Source organism: Staphylococcus sp. AtDRG32 (genome assembly GCF_004365845.1).
GTDB lineage: Bacteria > Bacillota > Bacilli > Staphylococcales > Staphylococcaceae > Staphylococcus > Staphylococcus hominis.
The window spans coordinates 528,539-549,914 of sequence record NZ_SODE01000001.1 but is presented as its reverse complement, the minus strand read 5'-3'; the positions used below and the strand labels follow the sequence as shown (position 1 = coordinate 549,914).

At 31.8% G+C, this 21,376-nt stretch carries 21 protein-coding genes; 18 read left to right on the top strand and 3 right to left on the bottom strand.

All coding sequences use genetic code 11. From position 1 onward, the window contains the following. The first annotated feature begins 111 nt into the window (after nt 1-111). Nucleotides 112-363 carry a DUF2129 domain-containing protein gene (locus BDW25_RS02630; protein ID WP_002450007.1) on the top strand — a complete coding sequence of 84 codons (252 nt, stop codon included), beginning with the start codon at nt 112-114 and terminating at the stop codon, nt 361-363. Between the two features lie 17 nt (nt 364-380). Here the strand turns inward: BDW25_RS02630 and BDW25_RS02625 are convergent, their stop codons facing one another. Beyond that, nucleotides 381-770, bottom strand: a complete 390-nt coding sequence (locus BDW25_RS02625; protein ID WP_002450006.1) for a DUF7147 family protein — start codon at nt 768-770, stop codon at nt 381-383. A gap of 70 nt (nt 771-840) precedes the next feature. On the opposite strand from BDW25_RS02625, the gene rsmD reads away from it, so the two are divergent. After that, nucleotides 841-1,392, top strand: coding sequence for a 16S rRNA (guanine(966)-N(2))-methyltransferase RsmD (gene rsmD / locus BDW25_RS02620; protein WP_002450015.1), 552 nt, complete (start codon nt 841-843; stop codon nt 1,390-1,392). Further along, complete coding sequence (gene coaD / locus BDW25_RS02615) at nt 1,385-1,870, top strand: pantetheine-phosphate adenylyltransferase (protein WP_002450001.1); 486 nt, start codon at nt 1,385-1,387, stop codon at nt 1,868-1,870. Before rsmD ends, coaD begins: the two co-directional genes overlap by 8 nt. Before the next feature lie 46 nt (nt 1,871-1,916). Here coaD and BDW25_RS02610 read toward each other — a convergent pair whose 3' ends face one another. Beyond that, nucleotides 1,917-3,056, bottom strand: a complete 1,140-nt coding sequence (locus BDW25_RS02610) for a nucleotidyltransferase (RefSeq protein WP_133944768.1) — start codon at nt 3,054-3,056, stop codon at nt 1,917-1,919. 126 nt (nt 3,057-3,182) lie between these two features. Here BDW25_RS02610 and BDW25_RS02605 point away from each other — a divergent pair, with 126 nt between their 5' ends. The 6 genes from BDW25_RS02605 to BDW25_RS10850 all read left to right on the top strand — a co-directional run bounded on the left by BDW25_RS02605 (nt 3,183) and on the right by BDW25_RS10850 (nt 9,099). Beyond that, nucleotides 3,183-3,737 carry a YceD family protein gene (locus BDW25_RS02605; protein WP_071560828.1) on the top strand — a complete coding sequence of 185 codons (555 nt, stop codon included), beginning with the start codon at nt 3,183-3,185 and terminating at the stop codon, nt 3,735-3,737. Between the two features lie 84 nt (nt 3,738-3,821). Next, complete coding sequence (gene rpmF, locus BDW25_RS02600) at nt 3,822-3,995, top strand: 50S ribosomal protein L32 (RefSeq protein WP_001830121.1); 174 nt, start codon at nt 3,822-3,824, stop codon at nt 3,993-3,995. A 115-nt stretch (nt 3,996-4,110) separates the two neighbouring features. Beyond that, entirely contained in the window at nt 4,111-4,851 is a 741-nt protein-coding gene (locus BDW25_RS02595) for a TrmH family RNA methyltransferase (RefSeq protein WP_002488712.1), read from the top strand. A gap of 351 nt (nt 4,852-5,202) precedes the next feature. After that, entirely contained in the window at nt 5,203-6,261 is a 1,059-nt protein-coding gene (pheS, locus tag BDW25_RS02590) for a phenylalanine--tRNA ligase subunit alpha (RefSeq protein WP_002449986.1), read from the top strand. Continuing rightward, nucleotides 6,261-8,663 (top strand): phenylalanine--tRNA ligase subunit beta, encoded by a 2,403-nt coding sequence (gene pheT / locus BDW25_RS02585; protein WP_064206757.1) that lies wholly within the window; start codon nt 6,261-6,263, stop codon nt 8,661-8,663. Before pheS ends, pheT begins: the two co-directional genes overlap by 1 nt. A gap of 295 nt (nt 8,664-8,958) precedes the next feature. Further along, nucleotides 8,959-9,099 (top strand): hypothetical protein, encoded by a 141-nt coding sequence (locus BDW25_RS10850; protein ID WP_037554444.1) that lies wholly within the window; start codon nt 8,959-8,961, stop codon nt 9,097-9,099. Nucleotides 9,100-9,115: 16 nt separating this feature from the next. Here the strand turns inward: BDW25_RS10850 and rnhC are convergent, their stop codons facing one another. Beyond that, nucleotides 9,116-9,994, bottom strand: a complete 879-nt coding sequence (gene rnhC, locus BDW25_RS02580; RefSeq protein ID WP_371732088.1) for a ribonuclease HIII — start codon at nt 9,992-9,994, stop codon at nt 9,116-9,118. 260 nt (nt 9,995-10,254) lie between these two features. Here rnhC and zapA point away from each other — a divergent pair, with 260 nt between their 5' ends. The 9 genes from zapA to sdhB all read left to right on the top strand — a co-directional run bounded on the left by zapA (nt 10,255) and on the right by sdhB (nt 21,303). Further along, nucleotides 10,255-10,521 (top strand): cell division protein ZapA, encoded by a 267-nt coding sequence (gene zapA / locus BDW25_RS02575; RefSeq protein WP_002449984.1) that lies wholly within the window; start codon nt 10,255-10,257, stop codon nt 10,519-10,521. Further along, nucleotides 10,522-11,043: a CvpA family protein gene (locus tag BDW25_RS02570; protein ID WP_002455474.1), complete on the top strand. Its 522-nt coding sequence runs from the start codon at nt 10,522-10,524 to the stop codon at nt 11,041-11,043. A gap of 72 nt (nt 11,044-11,115) precedes the next feature. After that, entirely contained in the window at nt 11,116-12,828 is a 1,713-nt protein-coding gene (gene polX / locus BDW25_RS02565; protein ID WP_002488667.1) for a DNA polymerase/3'-5' exonuclease PolX, read from the top strand. A gap of 9 nt (nt 12,829-12,837) precedes the next feature. Continuing rightward, the gene (locus tag BDW25_RS02560; protein ID WP_064206756.1) at nt 12,838-15,189 is read left to right on the top strand and encodes an endonuclease MutS2; all 2,352 of its coding nucleotides are present in this window, start codon (nt 12,838-12,840) and stop codon (nt 15,187-15,189) included. Between the two features lie 180 nt (nt 15,190-15,369). Next, nucleotides 15,370-15,684, top strand: a complete 315-nt coding sequence (gene trxA / locus BDW25_RS02555) for a thioredoxin (protein ID WP_002449989.1) — start codon at nt 15,370-15,372, stop codon at nt 15,682-15,684. 96 nt (nt 15,685-15,780) lie between these two features. After that, nucleotides 15,781-17,565 carry an excinuclease ABC subunit UvrC gene (uvrC, locus tag BDW25_RS02550; protein ID WP_064206755.1) on the top strand — a complete coding sequence of 595 codons (1,785 nt, stop codon included), beginning with the start codon at nt 15,781-15,783 and terminating at the stop codon, nt 17,563-17,565. 419 nt (nt 17,566-17,984) lie between these two features. After that, nucleotides 17,985-18,599 (top strand): succinate dehydrogenase cytochrome b558 subunit, encoded by a 615-nt coding sequence (locus BDW25_RS02545; protein WP_002449979.1) that lies wholly within the window; start codon nt 17,985-17,987, stop codon nt 18,597-18,599. An 80-nt stretch (nt 18,600-18,679) separates the two neighbouring features. Then, entirely contained in the window at nt 18,680-20,446 is a 1,767-nt protein-coding gene (gene sdhA, locus BDW25_RS02540; RefSeq protein WP_002450011.1) for a succinate dehydrogenase flavoprotein subunit, read from the top strand. Next, nucleotides 20,446-21,303, top strand: coding sequence for a succinate dehydrogenase iron-sulfur subunit (gene sdhB / locus BDW25_RS02535; RefSeq protein ID WP_037556106.1), 858 nt, complete (start codon nt 20,446-20,448; stop codon nt 21,301-21,303). Before sdhA ends, sdhB begins: the two co-directional genes overlap by 1 nt. Nucleotides 21,304-21,376: the final 73 nt, after the last annotated feature.

Genomic DNA, 21,376 nt, shown 5'->3' with positions numbered 1-21,376 from the left:
AATTAAATCAATATTTTTTGAAAGTTAAGTATTGAGATAATGAATGTATTTTATAAAATTATTAGTCATGGTATAGTAATTATGCATAATAAATGGAGTGAGTGAAATAATATGGAATTGATTCCAAGAGTTAGCTTAATTATTTACTTAAAGCATATTAAACATGAAAGACAGATACGTAAATATGGACATATTGTTTATACTAATAAACCTCGAAAGTATATAGTAATGTATGTTAATGAACATGAAGTAGACGATATTCTCCAGAAATTAATGAAATTAAAATATGTCTTACATATTGATGGATCCCCCTATAAAAACTTGAAAAAAACATATGATAAAGAAAAGCATGAAATGCTTTAAGATGTATTTAAAAATTGTTATTGCATCGGTGGGATCCAATTTTGTAAACGAAGTACGCTAATTAAATATTTAAAATATAAATCATTCGTATGAAATGCATTTGGCGGTTGAACATCAATGCCGACAATAGGAATGTCATACGATTGAGCTTGTTCATTAATCATCTCAAATTTTTTATTACTATTTGGGTAGGGATATTTTAAAGCGTTTAACATCATATACATGGCTTGAAATTGTTTACCGGTCGTAGGATTCATAATAATTGCGACTGACGATAATTGTTTGTCTGACTGTGGTGTATGGAAATAGACAACCTTGTCTATTCTTGCATGATTATATTCAATAAGAGTAAGAAATTCGAATAAATCTGTAAGTCCTTCTCCTAAAATAATAAATGATTGTTTCATAAATATTTAATTCTCCTTTTTCAAAACAAATTATAGTAAATAAATGAATGAAATGGAAGTGTAAGTCAAAATGAGAGTCATTGCTGGAAAACATAAAAGTAAACCACTAGAGAGTTTAGAAGGACGCAATACACGTCCAACAATGGATAAAGTTAAAGAAGGTATTTTTAACAGTTTACATGAAGTATACGGCTTAGGTTTAGACTTATTTGCTGGTAGTGGTGCTTTAGGAATTGAAGCACTTTCTAGAGGTATGGATAAAGTTATATTTGTAGACCAAAACTTTAAAGCAGTTAAAGTGATCCAAGCTAACTTGAAACAATTAAATTTAGAGGAACAATCTGAAGTATATAAAAATAATGCAGATAGAGCGTTAAAGGCTATCAATAAAAGAGACATTCAATTTGATTTTATTTTTTTAGACCCTCCTTATAATAAAGGGCTAATAGATAAGGCTCTAGACCAAATTTCTAAGTTTAATTTATTAAAAGAACATGGTATTATCATTTGTGAGTTTAGTAATCAAGAAAAAATCAATACATATGATTTTGAAGTAATTAAGCAATATCATTACGGTTTAACAGATACTTTGTTATTAAAAAAAGGAGAACACAATGACTAAGACAAAAGCAGTCATTCCAGGTAGCTTTGATCCTATTACTTATGGACATTTAGATATTATCGAAAGAAGTTCTGATCGATTTGATGAACTTCATGTATGTATATTAAAAAATAGTAGTAAAGCAGGTACATTTTCTATTGAAGAACGTATGGAATTAATACGTGAATCTGTAAAACATTTGCCAAATGTGAAAGTACATAATTTTAATGGATTACTTGTCGATTTTTGTGATAAAATAGGCGCTAAAACAATTATTCGTGGCTTAAGAGCAGTGAGTGATTTTGAATATGAATTACGCTTAACTTCAATGAATAAAAAATTAAATAGTAATGTTGAAACAATGTATATGATGACAAGTACAAACTATTCATTTATTAGTTCAAGTGTTGTGAAAGAAGTGGCTCAATATAAGGCAGATATTTCAGATTTCGTACCTAGTCATGTTGAAAGAGCATTAAAAGAAAAATTTGAAGATTAAAAAATGAGCGTATAGAACAGAAATGAAATGTTCCATACGCTTTAATTCAATTATTTAATCTAATTACAGGTGTATTAAAATCATTTTTCTGTTGACCTGATAATAAGTTATAAATATCGGTAGCTTTAATTTCATTTTTAAAAAAATGAGCAGATGTTTTATTAATATTAGTGATGAATTGACGCTCTGGAAATTTGGTTTTTAATTGTTTGAGATAACTTTGTCCGTGACGATTCATTCCTAAAATTCTTACAGCTGAAATGGATTGAATAGAATCTTCTTTTTTTACATTTAAAAGAATTTGCATAAGTATGCGTTGTAAATGAGTATAGGTAAAGCGTTTTGTCTTCAGTAAAGACATAAAAGATTCAAAAGAAGTGGCTTGATTAATATATTTTTTTAATCGATGTTCTAGTCCTTCAGATATAGTGTATATATGAGCCATTTCATGAATTGAATGACTTAAGATATGATATTTAATCAAGCTAAATGTATCCTCTTTAGTTAAATGAGGTGTTGTATACAGTGATTGAATTGAAGAGGGAACAACTGTAGTCCACTGAGTTGCTTGAGTGATTAACGACTGCCTAATTGCAGAACCACTTGCAAAGGATGATGTTTCAATTGTCGCATCATGATGATGAGCATGCACACGTTGGATAGCAAGTCCTTTCATGTGAGGTGCAAATTGTTGTATAGCTTTTAAGTAAGTGATTGCTAAAATATTATTAGGCATTTTTAGTAAAGTATTATCGCTAATTAAATCATTTATAATTTTTGCATAATTACTACCTTCTTTTACTTTTTGATTAAAAGTTGAACTATGTTCTAAATTGATTATTTCATTTGCAACGTTTTTAAGGCGAGTTATATCAGGCGTTTCACTTCCAAAAGCAATAGTATCAACATCTAGATAACGAGCAACTTGAACAGCTATCTGTGCAAAATAATCACTTGAAGAAAGACTAGCGATAAGAGGTAACTCAACAACTAAATCGACATTGGAAAGTGCCATTTGTGTACGTAGAAATTTGTTATAAATAGCAGGTTCACCTCTCATAACGAAGTTACCACTCATGATTGCAATAGAGATCTCTGCATCGGACTGTGTTTTAGCTTGTTGCGCATGATAAGCATGACCGTTATGAAATGGATTATACTCTGTAATCAATCCAACACTTTTCATTTGCAATTCGTCCTTTCAGTATTCATTATTAGTATTGTAACAGATAATAAGATGTTAAGAAAAAATCTTGACAACTTATAATAGTAAAGTTAAAATAAATTTTGTGTTTGTTAGAGGTGAAGCCATATGAAATGGTCAATAACGCAATTGAGAAAATATCAAGGTAAACCTTTTGAATTCAATGAAAAGGCGAACTTTGACGATTTAATAGAACCTTTAGGTCTGATTGATTTATCAGAAGTAAATATCGAAGGTGAATTAACCATAAAATCAAATGAAGTGATAGCAGATATGCATGTTACTGGTACGTATACTATGCCTTGTGCTCGTACATTAGTGCCTGTAGATGTGCCACTTGATGTCAGAACTTCCGAAGTATTTGATTTAGAAGGTTATAATAGTTATACCGAAGAAGAAGTAGATGAAGATGAACATTATCATCTTGCTACAGATGGTATGATTAATATCCGAGATATTGCTAAAGAATTGGTTATTATTGAGAAGCCAATGCGTGCATTTTCTGAGAATAGTGATCAAATGATTACAGAAGGTAACGGTTGGGAAGTTATTGATGAAGAACAAGCGCTTGAGCTTGAAAACTCTAAAGATAACGACGATTCCCAAACACGCCAAGTTGATCCTAGGCTTCAAAAATTACAACAGTTATATGATAAAGAGTAATAGCAGGTTAATTTAATTTATAGTATAATAATTAAATGACCGAATACTTGAGATTATGTGTTTTAATATTAAGGAGGATATATCATGGCAGTACCAAAAAGAAGAACGTCTAAAACTAGAAAAAATAAACGTCGTACTCATTTCAAAATTTCAGTACCTGGTATGACTGAATGCCCAAATTGTGGCGAGTACAAATTATCTCACCGCGTATGTAAAAACTGTGGTTCTTACAATGGTGAAGAAGTCGTTTCTAAATAATTTATATCTATTAAAAAAAGGTGGAATACGAATTCATTATGAATTCTATCCCACTCTTTTTTTATATTATCTCAATTTATACCATTGCTATCAAAAATAATTTGGAGAGACTATTATGGAACAAATTACTTCAACACAAAATAATAAAATTAAATTAGCAAATAAACTTAAAAAGAAAAAAGAACGCGATAAAACAGGATTAGCTCTCATCGAAGGGATACATTTAATTGATGAAGCATTTAAAAGTAATATAATGATTAAACAATTATTTGTAATTGAGCCAGAAAGAACAGATTCTAGACTTTTAGAGTATGCAAAAGAAGCTTACGAAATTAATATGAAAGTGGCTGAATCATTATCAGGGACTATTACACCACAAGGTTTTTTTGCAGTTATTGAAAAACCTAAACATGATATCTCAAAAGCGAAACAAGTGTTATTACTTGATCGTATACAAGATCCTGGTAACTTAGGCACGTTAATTCGTACAGCAGATGCTGCGGGTATAGATATGGTTGTAATGGAAAAAGGTACAGCAGACGCATACCAAGACAAAGTAATGAGAGCAAGTCAAGGAAGTGTATTTCACATTCCTATTGTCACAACAGAATTAAATAAATTTATTGAACAATTTGATGGCCCAGTATATGGTACAGCCTTAGAAAATGCTGTGTCTTATAAAAACATCGAATCGCAAGACACATTTGCCTTATTACTTGGTAATGAAGGAGAAGGTGTTAATAAAGAATTATTAGCACATACCTCGCAAAATCTTATTATACCTATATACGGCAAAGCGGAAAGTTTAAACGTGGCGATTGCTGGAAGTATTTTGCTTTATCATTTGAAAGGTTGACCTTTTGATTTAAAATCGACTATACTTAATTGTATACAAAATTAAAATGATATGTTTATTAAAGATAAATATAAACCGATAAAAAGACGTAAACTAAATGATTAATTGCACAGGGAAAGTAAGCGTGACTGAAACTTACTTCAATTTACATTAGTTTTTTTCACCTTTTTGGTTACTTAAAGAAATTTAAGTCGGAGTGCATCTTCGTTAACAATGCTAACAAGTGTATGCTTAAGCATAAATTTGGGTGGTACCACGGAAGGCTTTCGTCCCAGTTATTTAGGGATGAAAGTCTTTTTTTAATTTAATAAAGCAAATTTTATGATAAATAGAAAGTATGAGGTGTAAGTCATGACTCAAAATGATTCAATGACAGAATTAAGACAACAAGCTTTAGTAGACATTAACGAAGCGCAAGATGAACGTGCTTTACAAGATGTCAAAGTAAAGTATCTAGGAAAAAAAGGCTCTGTAAGTGGTTTAATGAAAAATATGAAAGATTTACCAAATGAAGAAAAGCCAGCTTATGGACAAAAAGTAAATGAATTAAGACAAGCAATTCAAAATGAACTTGAAGAAAAACAAGAATTATTAAAAAATGAAAAGTTAAACCAACAACTTGCTGAGGAAACAATTGATGTTACATTACCTAGTCGTCAAATTAATATTGGCTCAAAACATCCATTAACTAGAACAGTTGAAGAAATTGAAGATTTATTCCTAGGATTAGGATATGAAATTGTTGACGGATACGAAGTAGAACAAGATTATTATAATTTTGAAGCTTTAAATCTTCCTAAATCACATCCAGCCCGAGATATGCAAGATAGTTTTTATATTACAGATGAGATTTTGATGCGTACGCACACGTCTCCAGTGCAAGCACGTACAATGGAAAAACGTCACGGTCAAGGACCAGTAAAAATTATTTGTCCTGGGAAAGTGTATCGACGAGATTCAGATGATGCTACACATAGTCATCAATTTACACAAATTGAAGGTTTAGTAGTAGATAAACATATTAAAATGAGTGATTTGAAAGGAACGTTAGAGTTAGTAGCTAAAAAATTATTTGGGGCTGATCGTGAGATTCGATTACGACCAAGTTATTTCCCATTCACAGAGCCATCAGTGGAAGTAGATGTCTCTTGTTTCAAATGTAAAGGTCAAGGATGTAATGTATGTAAACATACTGGATGGATTGAAATCTTAGGTGCAGGTATGGTACATCCTAATGTTCTAGAAATGGCCGGTTTTGATTCAAATGAATATTCTGGCTTTGCATTTGGTATGGGGCCAGATCGTATAGCAATGTTAAAATACGGAATCGAAGACATTCGTCATTTCTATACAAATGATGTGAGATTCCTTAATCAATTTAAAGCTGTAGAAGATAGAGGTGAAGCATAATGTTGATTTCAAATGAATGGTTAAAAGATTACGTAGATGCTGGTGTACCTGCTAAAGACTTAGCTGAGCGTATTACACGTACAGGTATTGAAGTAGCAGATATTATAGATTACTCAAAAGATATTAAAAATTTAGTAGTAGGATATGTAACATCTAAAGAAAAACATCCAGATGCAGATAAATTGAATATCTGTCAAGTTGATATAGGTGAAGAAGAACTTGTTCAAATTGTTTGTGGAGCACCTAATGTTGATGAAAATCAATATGTGATTGTAGCTAAAGTAGGTGGACGTTTACCTGGAGGGATTAAAATAAAACGTGCCAAATTACGCGGAGAACGTTCGGAAGGTATGATTTGTTCCTTACAAGAAATTGGTGTCTCAAGTAATGTTGTACCAAAAGATTATGAAAATGGAATTTTCGTATTTCCTAATGAAGTGACACCAGGAACTGATGCACTAGACGCATTATATCTTAATGATCAAATTATGGAATTTGATTTAACACCTAACCGTGCAGACGCTTTAAGTATGGTGGGAACTGCATATGAAGTTGCAGCGTTATATCAAGCTGAAATGACTAAACCAAACACAACGCTTAACGAAACTGAAACTTCCGCAACAGATGAGTTATCAGTGACAGTTGATAATCCTGAAAAAGTCCCTTATTACAGTGCAAGAGTTGTTAAAAATGTGAGAATTGCACCATCACCTATTTGGATGCAAGCACGTTTAATTAAAGCTGGTATCCGTCCAATTAATAATGTAGTTGATATTTCTAACTATGTATTACTCGAATATGGTCAACCACTTCATATGTTTGATCAAGATCATATGGGTTCTAAAGATATTGTTGTACGTCAAGCGAATGAAAATGAAACAATGACAACATTAGACGATACTGAAAGAACTCTTATTGATACAGATATCGTTATTACAAATGGTAAAGAACCTATTGCATTAGCTGGTGTTATGGGTGGAGATTTTTCAGAAGTGACTGATCAAACAATGAATGTCGTAGTAGAAGGTGCGATTTTTGACCCTGTATCTATTCGTCACACATCACGTCGTTTGAATTTACGTAGTGAGTCTTCAAGTCGCTTTGAAAAAGGTATTGCAACAGAATTTGTCAATGAAGCAGTCGATAGAGCTTGTTATTTACTTGAACATTATGCCTCTGGCGAAGTATTAAAAGATAGAGTGGCACAAGGGGATTTAGGTTCACTTGTTACGCCAATTGATATTACTGCCGAAAAAGTAAATCAAACAATTGGTTTTAATTTATCAAATGATGAGATTAAAGCTATTTTTGAACAATTAGGATTTAAAACGATTCAAAATGCCGATACTTTAACAGTATATGTACCTTCACGTCGTAAAGATATTTCAATTAAGGAGGATTTAATTGAAGAAATAGCAAGAATATACGGTTATGATAATATTCCTTCAACTTTACCAGTGTTCGATGATGTAACTAGTGGAAAATTGACAGATCGTCAATATAAAACGCGTACAGTAAAAGAAACACTCGAAGGTGCAGGATTAAATCAAGCCATCACATATTCACTTGTGTCTAAAGACCATGCGAAAGATTTTGCATTACAAGAACGTCCTACAATTAGTCTACTTATGCCAATGAGTGAAGCGCATTCTACATTACGTCAAAGCTTATTACCACATTTAATCGAAGCAACAGCTTATAACGTAGCACGTAAAAATAAAAATGTAAGATTATATGAAATTGGACGTGTGTTCTTTGGTAACGGCAAAGATGAATTACCGGATGAAATAGAATATTTAAGTGGTATTCTAACTGGAGAATATGTAGTTAATACTTGGCAAGGTAAAAAAGAAGAGATTGATTTCTTTATTGCTAAAGGTGTAGTCGATCGAATTGCTGAAAAATTAAATTTAGATTTCACTTATAAAGCTGGCGAAATTAAAGGCCTTCATCCAGGCAGAACTGCGATTGTTTCATTAGAAGGTAAAGAGATAGGATTTGTAGGAGAATTACATCCTCAATTAGCAGCTGAAAATGATCTTAAACGCACATATGTATTTGAATTAGATTATGATTCAATGATGCGAGTAGCTGTAGGTTACATTAATTATGAACCAATTCCAAAATTCCCTGGTGTGTCAAGAGATATCGCTATGGAAGTAAACCGTGACATGCCTTCATCAGAATTATTAGATATTATTCATGAGAATGGTGAAGACATTCTAAAAAATACACTTGTATTTGATGTGTATGAAGGTGAACACTTGGAAGAAGGTAAAAAATCAGTAGCCATTCGTTTAAATTATTTAGATACTGAAAATACACTTACAGATGAACGTGTTTCTAAAGTGCATGATAAAATTTTAGAAGCATTAAAAGCTAAAGGCGCTACAATTCGATAATAAAATAAAGAAGAGATTGGGACATATATCCTAAAAAAATAGCCAGTAAATGAGTTTATTATAAAGTCATTTACTGGTTTCATTATTTACAATACTTTGTATAGTTGACTCTTTTTATTAGGGGACAGATCTAGTCTGTAGTCTTTAACGTATCGTATTCCCACAAGAGTCTCGCTAAAATCCTTTTTATATACAGTTTTACATTGAAATACTTTTAAAAATAAGGTCCTTTCGTATAATTTAATAAACTTCACTAAACTAAATTAACGAGGTACCTTATGTATAAAGTTCTAGCATGACTCAACTTACTTTATCGATAGAAACTTCAGCACTTGTTCCCACAAATGATGTGTCACGATATGTAAATAATAGTGTTGAAACAATTCTCGATACTGAATTTGATGAATTCAGACATCGTCGTAGTGCTATCTTATAGCATTCTAAAATGTTCTTTATTGATACTTTTTATTAACCAATGTCCATGCTTTATAACGATTTTTAAAATGTTTTTTTGAAATAGAATCTAACTTACTAATATTATATTTTTCAATAATTTGAGCAGCAATTAAATCTACTTTATGACTCGCGCCTTTCGGAATATCAAAATGCATCATTTTTGATATTGAATTCATGTGCTTAATAAAAGCATAGCGAGAAATGATACTTGCTGCTGCAATAGCAAGGGATTTAGATTCTCCCTTTGTTTCAAATTTTGTTTGATTTGGAAAAGGTAAGTCGCTTAGAGCATAACGCTTGTAGACGTTACGTTCTGCAAATTGGTCAATGACAATGTAGTCTAATGCTTTAGTATCTATCTTGTTAGTTACATTTTTTATCGCTTCATTATGAAGGACTGCTTTCATTTTTACTTGAGACCAACCTAGTGCTTGTCTTTCATTATATTTAGTATTGTTTAATGTAAGTAATGAATGAGGAATAAAGGTAATCAGTTGTTCTGCAAGTTCTATAATTTTAGTGTCTGTTAATTTTTTCGAATCATCTACGCCTAGCGTTCTTAAAATATCTATATGCTCTTTAGATACATAAGCAGCACAAACCGTTAATGGGCCAAAATAATCGCCACTTCCCGCTTCATCACTACCAATACAGTTATAATCATCATATGTTATATTATGGAAACCATCTGCCTTTGAAGATTTTGAATTAGTTCCAGAATCAGTAGTACAAAATTGACGCGCTATATGTTCAGCACGTTTTCCTTGAAACATAACTTTACCAGAATTGTAAATACTAATGACAGTGTCATGATATTTGGTTCTTGCTTTCATCCCATTAGGTAAATTGGATGTACTAAAGTTAATTTGGTTCATCAGTTGCTCAATATCTTGATTAGTTAATTTATGTACTACATTTCCCATAACTTGTTTAAACCTCTCTTTTAAAATTCTAATAGATATACTTTAACATAATGAAGATAAGAACGTAGGTTTAGTGGTATAAATCAATAGTATTTAAATCTATAATTACAAATAAGAGACACTCATGTATAATAATAATAATCTACTTATTCACTCAACAAAACATTAGTCAAAGAAATTTAAAATATTATCAAAAGTCAGGAGTTAATACAATGGTAGAATTTAAAAATCGTATTAATGTATCGATCAATGATCAAAATTTTACGATTATCGGTGACGATGATCCTGAACACATACGTTATGTAGCACATTTAGTAGATGAACAGCTAAGATTATTAGGACGTAAATCAGCAGGATTAGATACAACAAGAAAAGCAATTTTAACTGCAGTGAATATCATGGACGAAAAAGTGAAATTGGAAGAAGAAAACGAAATATTAAAACAAATGATTTATGAATTAAAACATCAGGATAGCTAAATGACTATAGATTTAGTAATGATACTTATTATTTTGATGTATATGATAATTGGTTTTAGAAGAGGCCTTTGGCTGAATAGTCTTCATTTGTCGTCTACACTTGTCTCACTATTCATTGCGCATCGTTTTTACCAATATATATCAAAACAAATGATTGTTTTTGTTCCATTTCCTAAAACAGTTGCTTTTGACACGCACTTCGCATTTCAATACCATGATGTACAACAACGTTTTGATACTATTGTGGCATTTTTATGTATTGCTTTTATAAGTAAGTTGCTTTTATATCTTATTATTGTAACTTTTGATAATATAGTGTCATATCATAATATTCATGTTACAAGTCGAATATTGGGAAGCGTATTAGGTAGTATTGCAAGTGTGATTGTACTGCAACTTGTTTTATATTTAGTATCTTTATATCCTAATGAATGGATTCAAGAAAGTTTAAAATACGGTTATTTAAGCCATATTATTCTATTTAAGATGCCGTTTTTATCATCTTATATACTAAATTTATAAATAAAAAAGATAAAAGGTCAGGACTAGGTGATGGATATAAACCTCCTGGTCTCTTTTTATGGAGTGAATGTAATGACAAAGAAAGATGTAATTCAACTACTAGAAAAAATTGCTATATATATGGAATTGAATGGAGAAAATACGTTTAAAGTGTCTGCTTATCGCAAAGCAGCACAAAGTCTTGAAATAGATGAACGCTCTTTAGATGAAATAAAAGATATTACTGAATTAAAAGGAATTGGAAAAGGGGTAGGAGAGGTCATTAGCGAATATCGAGAAACTGGGACCTCATCAACTTTAAAAGAATTGCAACGTTTAGTTCCTGAAGGATTAATTTCTTTAATGAAAATTCAAGGTTTAGGTAGTAAAAAAATTGCAAAGTTATATAAAGAGTTAAATATTACAGATAAAGAAAGTCTTCAAGAAGCTTGTGAAGCGGGAAAAGTTAGTGAATTAAGTGGATTTGCTAAAAAAACAGAACAAAACATACTTGAAGCAGTAAAAGCACTAGGAGCTAAAAAAGATCATTATCCTATTGATTTGATGCGACATTTAAATAAAGATATTATGACTTATCTAGAACAATTAGAAGAAGTTGAACATTATTCTGAAGCAGGTAGTTTCCGTCGTTATAAAGAAGTAAGTAAAGATTTAGACTATATTATTAGTACACGACACCCTCTTCATGTACAACAACAACTTTTAAATATTCCAAATAAAGTGAAAGAAGTCGCAGTTGGAGAAACGAAAGTGTCGCTTGAATTAGAATATGATGATGAAACGATTGGTGTAGATTTTAGACTTGTTGAACCAGAAGCCTTTTATCATACCTTACAGCACTTTACAGGTTCCAAAGATCATAACATTCGCATTAGACAACTTGCTAAAGCACAAAATGAAAAAGTAAGTGAGTATGGTATCGAACAACAAGATGGAACGTTACTCCAATTCCAAAGTGAAGCTGAAATTTACCAACACTTCGGTAGACATTGGATTGCTCCGGCAATACGTGAAGATGGCAGCGAGTTTGATCGTGATTTAAACTCAATCATTACATTAGATGATATTAAAGGTGATCTTCATATGCATACAACGTATAGTGACGGCGCTTTCTCTATACGAGAGATGATTGAAGCAAACATTAAAAAAGGCTATGAATACATGGTCATTACGGATCATTCAAAGAGTTTAAAAGTTGCTCATGGATTACAAGTTGAACGACTATTACGTCAAAATGAAGAAATAAAAAAATTGAATGAAGAATACACAGAAATAGATATTTACTCAGGTACAGAAATGGATATTTTACCTGATGGATCATTAGATTATGAGGATGATATACTATCGCAACTTGACTATGTTATTGCAGCTATTCATCAAAGTTTCAATCAATCTGAAGAAGAAATTATGAAGCGCCTAGAACATGCATGTCGTAACCCTTATGTTAGACATATTGCCCATCCAACTGGTCGTATTATTGAGCGACGTGAAGGGTATCAACCTAATATAGAACAGTTGATGCAACTTGCCGAAGAAACACAAACGGTAATGGAAATTAATGCTAACCCAAAACGATTAGATTTAAATGCTGCCACTGTTAAAAAATATCCAAATATTAAATTAACAATTAATACGGATGCCCATCATGTGGATCATCTTGATTTTATGAAATATGGCGTAGCTACTGCGCAAAAAGGATTTGTAAATAAAGATAGAGTGATTAATACAATGACGCGTGACGCTTTTAAAAACTTTATTAATAATAATATTAAATTACAGAAATAGAGGGATTGTATGAGACAAAAAACATTAGACGTCTTAGAGTTTGATAAAATCAAATCATTTGTAGCTTCTGAAACGATAAGTGATTTAGGACGTGAAAAAGTGTCTAAAATGTCTCCAGCAACTGATTTTGAAACTGTAGAATTTCAAATGAATGAGACAGATGAAATATCACAAATTTATAATAAACATCGTTTACCTAGTTTAAGTGGTTTATCAAAAGTATCACCATTAATTCACCGTGCTAAAATTGGTGGTGTGCTTAATGTTACCGAATTAAATGTAATTAAGCGGTTGATACAAGTACAAAATCAATTTAAAACATTTTATAATCAACTGCTTGAAGAAGATGAAGGTGTCATAAAGTATCCAATTTTAAATGAAAGAATGAATCAACTACCTGTACTTACTGATTTATATCAAGAAATAAATGAAAAATGTGATGCTTATGATTTATATGATAATGCAAGTTATGAATTGCAAGGTATTCGAAGCAAAATATCAAGTACGACTCAACGTATTAGACAAAATTTAGATCGTATTGTTAAAAGTCAAGCTAATCAAAAGAAACTTTCAGATGCCATTATTACAGTGCGAAATGATCGCAATGTGATACCAGTAAAAGCAGAATATCGACAAGATTTTAAAGGGATTGTGCATGATCAATCAGCTTCTGGACAAACCCTTTATATTGAGCCCTCTTCCATTGTTGAAATGAATAATCAAATTAGTCGATTAAGAAATGATGAAGCAGTAGAACGTGAACGTATATTAACAGAATTAACAGGTTTAGTAGCTGCTAATGATAATAATTGTTTAGTGGCAGAGTCAGTTATGGGTCAAATTGATTTCTTAACAGCTAAAGCGCGTTATGCACGATCAATTAAAGGGACAAAACCTACTTTTTATAAGGAAAGAACGGTTTATTTACCTAATGCTTATCATCCTTTATTGAATAAAGATACAGTAGTAGCAAATACAATTGAATTTATTGATGATATTGAAACGGTTATTATTACGGGACCTAACACAGGTGGTAAAACTGTCACCTTAAAAACGTTGGGACTTATCATTGTGATGGCTCAATCCGGGTTACTCATTCCTACATTAGATGGCAGTCAATTGAGTGTATTTGAAAACGTATACTGTGATATAGGTGATGAACAATCGATTGAACAATCACTATCTACGTTTTCATCACATATGAAAAATATTGTAGAAATTTTAAAAGAAACAGATAAAAATAGTCTTGTTTTATTTGATGAATTAGGTGCTGGAACCGATCCAAGTGAAGGTGCTGCCTTAGCTATGAGTATTCTCGATCATGTGAGAGATATTGGTTCGCTAGTTATGGCAACGACACATTATCCAGAGCTTAAAGCTTATAGTTATAATCGGGAAGGCGTTATGAATGCAAGTGTTGAGTTTGATGTGAATACGTTAAGCCCGACTTACAAATTATTAATGGGTGTTCCTGGACGTTCCAATGCCTTTGATATTTCCAAAAAATTAGGGTTAGGATTAAACATCATTAATAAAGCTAAAACAATGATTGGTACAGACGAACAAGAAATTAATTCAATGATAGAATCATTAGAGAAAAACTCTAAACGTGTGGATGAACAACGTATTGAGCTTGAAAAATTATTAAGAGAAGCACGAACAACGCATGATGATTTGGAACGTCAGTATCAACAATATAAAAATTATGAACAAAAATTAATGGATGAAGCTAAAGATAAAGCAAATCAACGAATTAAATCAGCTACAAAAGAAGCAGATGACATTCTAAAAGATTTAAGAGAAATGCGAGATAAAAAAGGAGCCGACGTTAAAGAACATGAACTAATTGATAAGAAAAAACATTTAGAAGATCAATATGAAGCTAAATCCTTAAAACAAAATGTAAAAAAACAAAAATGGGATGATATTCATGCTGGCGATGAAGTTAAAGTATTATCTTATGGACAAAAAGGCGAAGTATTAGAATTAAGCGGAGAAAATGAAGCTGTAGTTCAAATGGGTATTATCAAAATGAAATTACCTATTGAAGATTTAGAAAAAACGAAAAAGAAAAAAGAAAAACCAACTAAAATGGTGACACGCCAAAATCGTCAAACTATTAAAACAGAATTAGACTTAAGAGGCTATCGTTATGAAGAAGCGGTTGGAGCTTTAGATCAATATATTGACCAAGCTGTATTAAGTAACTATGAACAGGTTTATATTATTCATGGTAAAGGTACAGGTGCACTTCAAAAAGCAGTTCAAAATCATTTAAAAAAACATAAAAGTGTTCAATCTTTTCGTGGTGGAATGCCAAGTGAAGGCGGATTTGGTGTTACAGTAGCAGAACTTAAATAATATAAAACTAGAATGTTGATTTTTTTAAAATTTGACGTACAATAAAGCAAGCGTTTAATCTTAACACAAGTTTATGACAAGATTAATAAATAGTGATAAAGATGAGCAAGAGCAATGCAGATATATGGAAAGTCTGTTATAATTTGCTCATCATTTAATATTTAAGGAGGATTGGCAATTATGGCAATCGTAAAAGTTACAGATTCAAATTTTGATGAAAACATTCAATCAGGTGTTAAATTAGTAGATTTTTGGGCAACTTGGTGTGGACCTTGTAAAATGATCGCCCCTGTGTTAGAAGAATTAGCTGGAGACTATGATGGTAAAGCAGACATCTTAAAATTAGATGTAGATGAAAATCCATCTACTGCTGCTAAATATGAAGTAATGAGCATCCCAACTTTAATCGTATTTAAAGATGGAGAAGCAGTAGATAAAGTAGTAGGTTTCCAACCTAAAGAAAACTTAGCAGAAGTTTTAGATAAACATCTATAATATTTAGTACAATTATAAAAGAATGGGGCATTACATGTTATGTAATCGCTCCGTCTTTTTTATGTGAACGTCAAGTTAATAGAAAGGAGGAGACGGATGACCGACTACGAAGAAAAAATTAGAGATAAATTAAGTGTCGTCCCATTTGAACCAGGCTGTTATTTAATGAAAGATCGAAATGACCAAATTATTTATGTAGGTAAAGCAAAACGATTACGAAATCGACTACGTTCTTATTTTACTGGTGCACATGATGCAAAAACTACACGTCTTGTTAGTGAAATTCGCAACTTCGAATTTATTGTAACTTCAAGTGAGACAGAATCATTATTACTTGAGTTGAATTTGATTAAACAATATCAACCTCGCTACAATATTTTATTAAAAGATGATAAAAGTTATCCTTTTATAAAGATTACTAAAGAAAAACATCCACGTTTACTTGTGACTCGTACAGTAAAAAAGGGTACAGGAAAATATTTTGGACCTTATCCTAATGCATATTCAGCACAGGAAACTAAAAAATTATTAGATCGTATTTATCCTTTTAGAAAATGTGATAATATGCCTGATAAATTGTGTCTATATTATCATATCGGTCAGTGTATGGGACCATGTGTGTATGATGTAGATCAACAAAAATATGCACAAATGACGCGTGAAATTACTGACTTTTTAAATGGAGAAGATAAAACAATTCTTCATAATCTTGAAACACGCATGCTAGATGCTAGTGAGAAGTTAGATTTTGAACGTGCTAAAGAATATAGGGATTTAATTCAACATATTCGTAATTTAACTAAAAAACAAAAAATTATGTCTTCAGATAATACAATTAGAGATGTTTTTGGATATAGCGTTTCTAAAGGTTGGATGTGTATTCAAGTATTCTTTATTAGACAAGGAAATATGATTCAACGTGATGCAACAATGATTCCTCTACAACAAACAGAAGAAGAAGAATTTTATACATTCATTGGACAATTCTATAGCTTAAATCAACATATTTTACCTAAAGAAGTACATGTACCGAAAAATTTAGATAAAGATATCATTCACTCTGTAGTTGATACAAAAATTGTTCAACCTGCGCGTGGAACAAAGAAAGAAATGGTTGATTTAGCTAATCATAATGCTGAAGTTGCACTAGAAAATAAATTTCAATTAATCGCTAAAGACGAATCTAGAACGATAAAAGCTATCGAAGAACTTGGTGAAAGAATGGGTATTCAAACACCGATAAGAATTGAAGCATTTGATAACTCAAATATCCAAGGTGTTGATCCTGTTTCGGCAATGGTAACATTTGTGGATGGTAAACCGGATAAAAAAGGATATCGTAAATACAAAATTAAGACTGTGAAAGGTCCTGATGATTATAAGTCGATGAGAGAAGTTGTACGCCGTCGTTATACGCGTGTACTTAATGAAGGTCTTCCATTACCAGATCTTATTATCGTTGATGGTGGTAAAGGACATATGTCTGGTGTCATAGATGTACTAGAAAATGAACTAGGTTTAGACATTCCTGTTGCTGGATTAAGAAAAAATGATAAACACCAAACATCTGAATTATTGTACGGTGCAAATGCTGAGGTTGTACCTCTAAAGAAAAATAGTCAAGCTTTTTATTTGCTCCATAGAATCCAAGATGAAGTACATCGTTTTGCGATAACATTCCATCGTCAAACCCGACAAAAAACTGGATTACAATCTGTTCTTGATAAAGTAGAGGGTATAGGAAGTAAACGAAAAACAAAATTATTAAGAACATTTGGTTCCATTAAAAAAATGAAAGAAGCTAGTATAGAAGATTTAAAAGCTGCAGGATTACCTAAAAGGGTAGCTGAAAATCTACAATATGCTTTAAAAGAAGATTAATTTCAAAAAAAGGGGTATGACTTTGAATTTCATACCCCATACATATAGAAAGAATGTTACAATATAGTTAACAAAAAGCTTATTTTTTTAAGAAAGTATGGAAGCGTTTTCTAAATGAGAAATATTATCATTTTATAGTAGTTGCATGGTTATTGTGTAATACTTGTATATCTCATTTATTCGTCTTATTTTTAATTGTATTTACTTTTTTAAGACATACTTGTAGTTATAAAAAATAATAATACTCAATCTAATAAAAAGAGATGTTTGATTTGTTTAATTTTCAGAAAATTTACAATCATTATAACTATTATATGTTTATACATACAAGTACTAAATAAAATAGTAAATGCGTTTATAGTACTATCTTAAAAAGAAGCTAATTAAATTTATAAGTTTTATAACAGGGGGGACTCCTTTTGGCTAAGTCTAAAAATGAATTTTATCTTAGACGTCTTCATTCACTACTAGGGATTATTCCGATTGGTGCGTTTTTAATTGTTCATTTAATGGTTAACCACCAAGCGACTCAAGGAGCTGAGGCTTTTAATAAGGCTGCAGGCTTTATGGAATCTTTACCATTTTTATTAGCAGCTGAACTTATTTTAATTTACATTCCAATTTTATATCATGGATTATATGGTATTCATATTGCTTTTACTGCTAAAGAAAATATCGGCCATTATTCATTATTTAGAAACTGGATGTTTGCGTTACAAAGGTTAACAGGGATTATTGCTTTCGTATTCATCTTTGTACACCTATGGCAAACACGTTTACAAAAACTTTTCTTTGGTAAAGAAATCAGTTATGACATGATGAATCAAACGTTACAAAATCCAATTTGGGTTATCGTGTACATTATTTGTGTTATTGCTGTCATTTTCCATTTTTCTAATGGTATTTGGTCATTCTTAGTAACATGGGGATTTTTACAATCTAAAAAATCACAACGTATTTTCACATGGGTTTCATTAATTATTTTCTTAATTCTGTCATACATAGGTGTGACTGCAATTTTAGCTTTTGCATAAAAAATGAAAGTAATAAAAGCATAGTTATAAAAGGAATCAATAGGTTAGTTTCAGATATATTTTAGGGGAGTGACAATTCTATGGCAGAGAAAAAAATTATTGTTGTCGGAGGTGGCCTCGCGGGGCTGATGTCAACAATTAAAGCTGCAGAACAAGGTGCACATGTGGACTTATTTTCAATTGTACCTGTTAAACGTTCGCACTCTGTATGTGCCCAAGGTGGTATTAATGGTGCGGTAAATACTAAAGGTGAAGGAGATTCACCATGGATTCATTTTGACGATACAGTATACGGTGGAGATTTTTTAGCGAACCAACCACCAGTCAAAGCAATGACTGAAGCTGCACCAAAAATTATCCATTTATTAGATCGTATGGGCGTTATGTTTAATAGAACAAATGAAGGATTGTTAGACTTTAGACGTTTCGGAGGTACACTTCATCATAGAACAGCATATGCTGGTGCAACTACAGGACAACAATTACTTTATGCTTTAGATGAACAAGTTCGTTCTTTTGAAGTTGATGGTTTAGTTACTAAGTATGAAGGATGGGAATTTTTAGGATTAGTTAAAGATGATGAAAATGCAGCAAGGGGTATTGTTGCTCAAAATTTAACTACTTCTGAAATTAAATCTTTCGGTTCTGATGCTGTTATTATGGCTTCAGGTGGTCCGGGTATTATTTTTGGTAAAACAACGAATTCAATGATTAATACTGGATCAGCTGCATCTATCGTATACCAACAAGGCGCTAAATATGCAAATGGAGAATTTATTCAAATACATCCTACGGCAATTCCTGGTGATGATAAATTACGTTTAATGAGTGAATCAGCACGTGGTGAAGGTGGTCGAATTTGGACTTATAAAGATGGAAAACCATGGTACTTCTTAGAAGAAAAGTATCCTGATTATGGTAACTTAGTACCACGTGATATTGCAACACGTGAAATCTTTGATGTATGTATCAATCAAAAATTAGGTATTAATGGTGAAAATATGGTGTATCTTGATTTATCTCATAAAGATCCACATGAATTAGATGTTAAATTAGGTGGTATTATTGAGATTTATGAAAAATTCACTGGTGATGATCCACGTAAAGTACCTATGAAAATATTCCCAGCAGTACATTATTCAATGGGTGGATTATATGTAGATTATGATCAAATGACAACTATTAAAGGGTTATTTGCTGCAGGAGAATGTGATTTCTCTCAACATGGCGGTAACCGTTTAGGTGCTAACTCGTTATTATCAGCGATTTACGGCGGTACAGTAGCAGGTCCAAATGCAATTAAATACGTTGAAAATATCGAAACATCATATACTGAGTTAGATGACAGTATTTACCAAAATCGTGTAGATGAAGAACAAAAACGTTTCGACGAATTACTTAATATGCGTGGTACTGAAAATGCTTATAAACTTCACCGTGAATTAGGCGAAATTATGACAGCGAACGTTACAGTAGTACGTGAAAATGACAAATTATTAGAAACGGATAAAAAAATTGTTGAGTTAATGGAACGTTATCAAAATATTGATATGGAAGATACACAAACTTGGAGTAACCAAGCTGTATTCTTTACACGTCAATTATGGAACATGCTGCAACTAGCACGTGTCATAACAATTGGTGCGTATAACCGAAATGAATCTCGAGGAGCACATTATAAACCAGAATTCCCAGATCGTAATGACGATGAATGGTTAAAAACAACTTTAGCTGAATATCAAGGTGAATATGAAGCACCTAAATTCACATATGAACCTGTCGATATCAGTTTAATTCCACCACGTAAACGTGACTATACAAGTAAATCTAAAGGAGGTAAAAAATGATGGCTAACAATCAATCAGTAAAAGACACTCCAGAAGAATTACGTCATACAGATGAACAACATAATCAAGAAACAACACATAAAAAAGAAAAACACACGCAAAAAACAGTTAAATTGATTATTAAACGTCAAGATAACCAAGAAGCAAAAGCATATGAAGAAACATTTGAAATTCCTTATAAAGAGAATTTAAATGTGATTGCTTGTTTAATGGAAATAAGACGCAACCCTGTTAATAGTAAAGGAGAAAAAACAACGCCAGTAGTATGGGATATGAACTGCTTAGAAGAAGTATGTGGTGCTTGTTCAATGGTTATTAATGGCCGTGCACGTCAAGCCTGCTCAGCCATTGTTGACCAATTAGAACAGCCGATTCGTTTGGAACCTATGAGTACATTCCCAGTCATTCGTGATTTACAGGTTGATCGTACAAGAATGTTTGATAACTTAAAACGTATGAAGGCTTGGATTCCAATTGATGGTACTTATGATTTAGGCCCAGGTCCACGTATTCCAGAAAAGAAACGTCAAACAGCATATGAATTATCAAAATGTATGACATGTGGTGTATGTTTAGAAGTGTGTCCTAATGTAACACGTAATAATAAATTTATTGGTGCGCAAGCTATTTCACAAGTACGTTTATTTGATCTACATCCAACTGGTTCAATGACTAAAGATGAACGACTGAATGCTTTAATGGGTGAAGGTGGTTTACAAGAATGTGGTAATTCTCAAAACTGTGTTAATGCATGTCCAAAAGGTATCCCATTAACAACGTCAATTGCAGCAATGAACCGTGAAACATCGTTCCATATGTTTAAATCATTCTTTGGTTCTGATCATCAAGTAAATTAAATATGACATATTTGCCAGCAAAGTAAAAACTTTGCTGGTTTTTATTAATGGGGAATTCAATACGGATATAAAT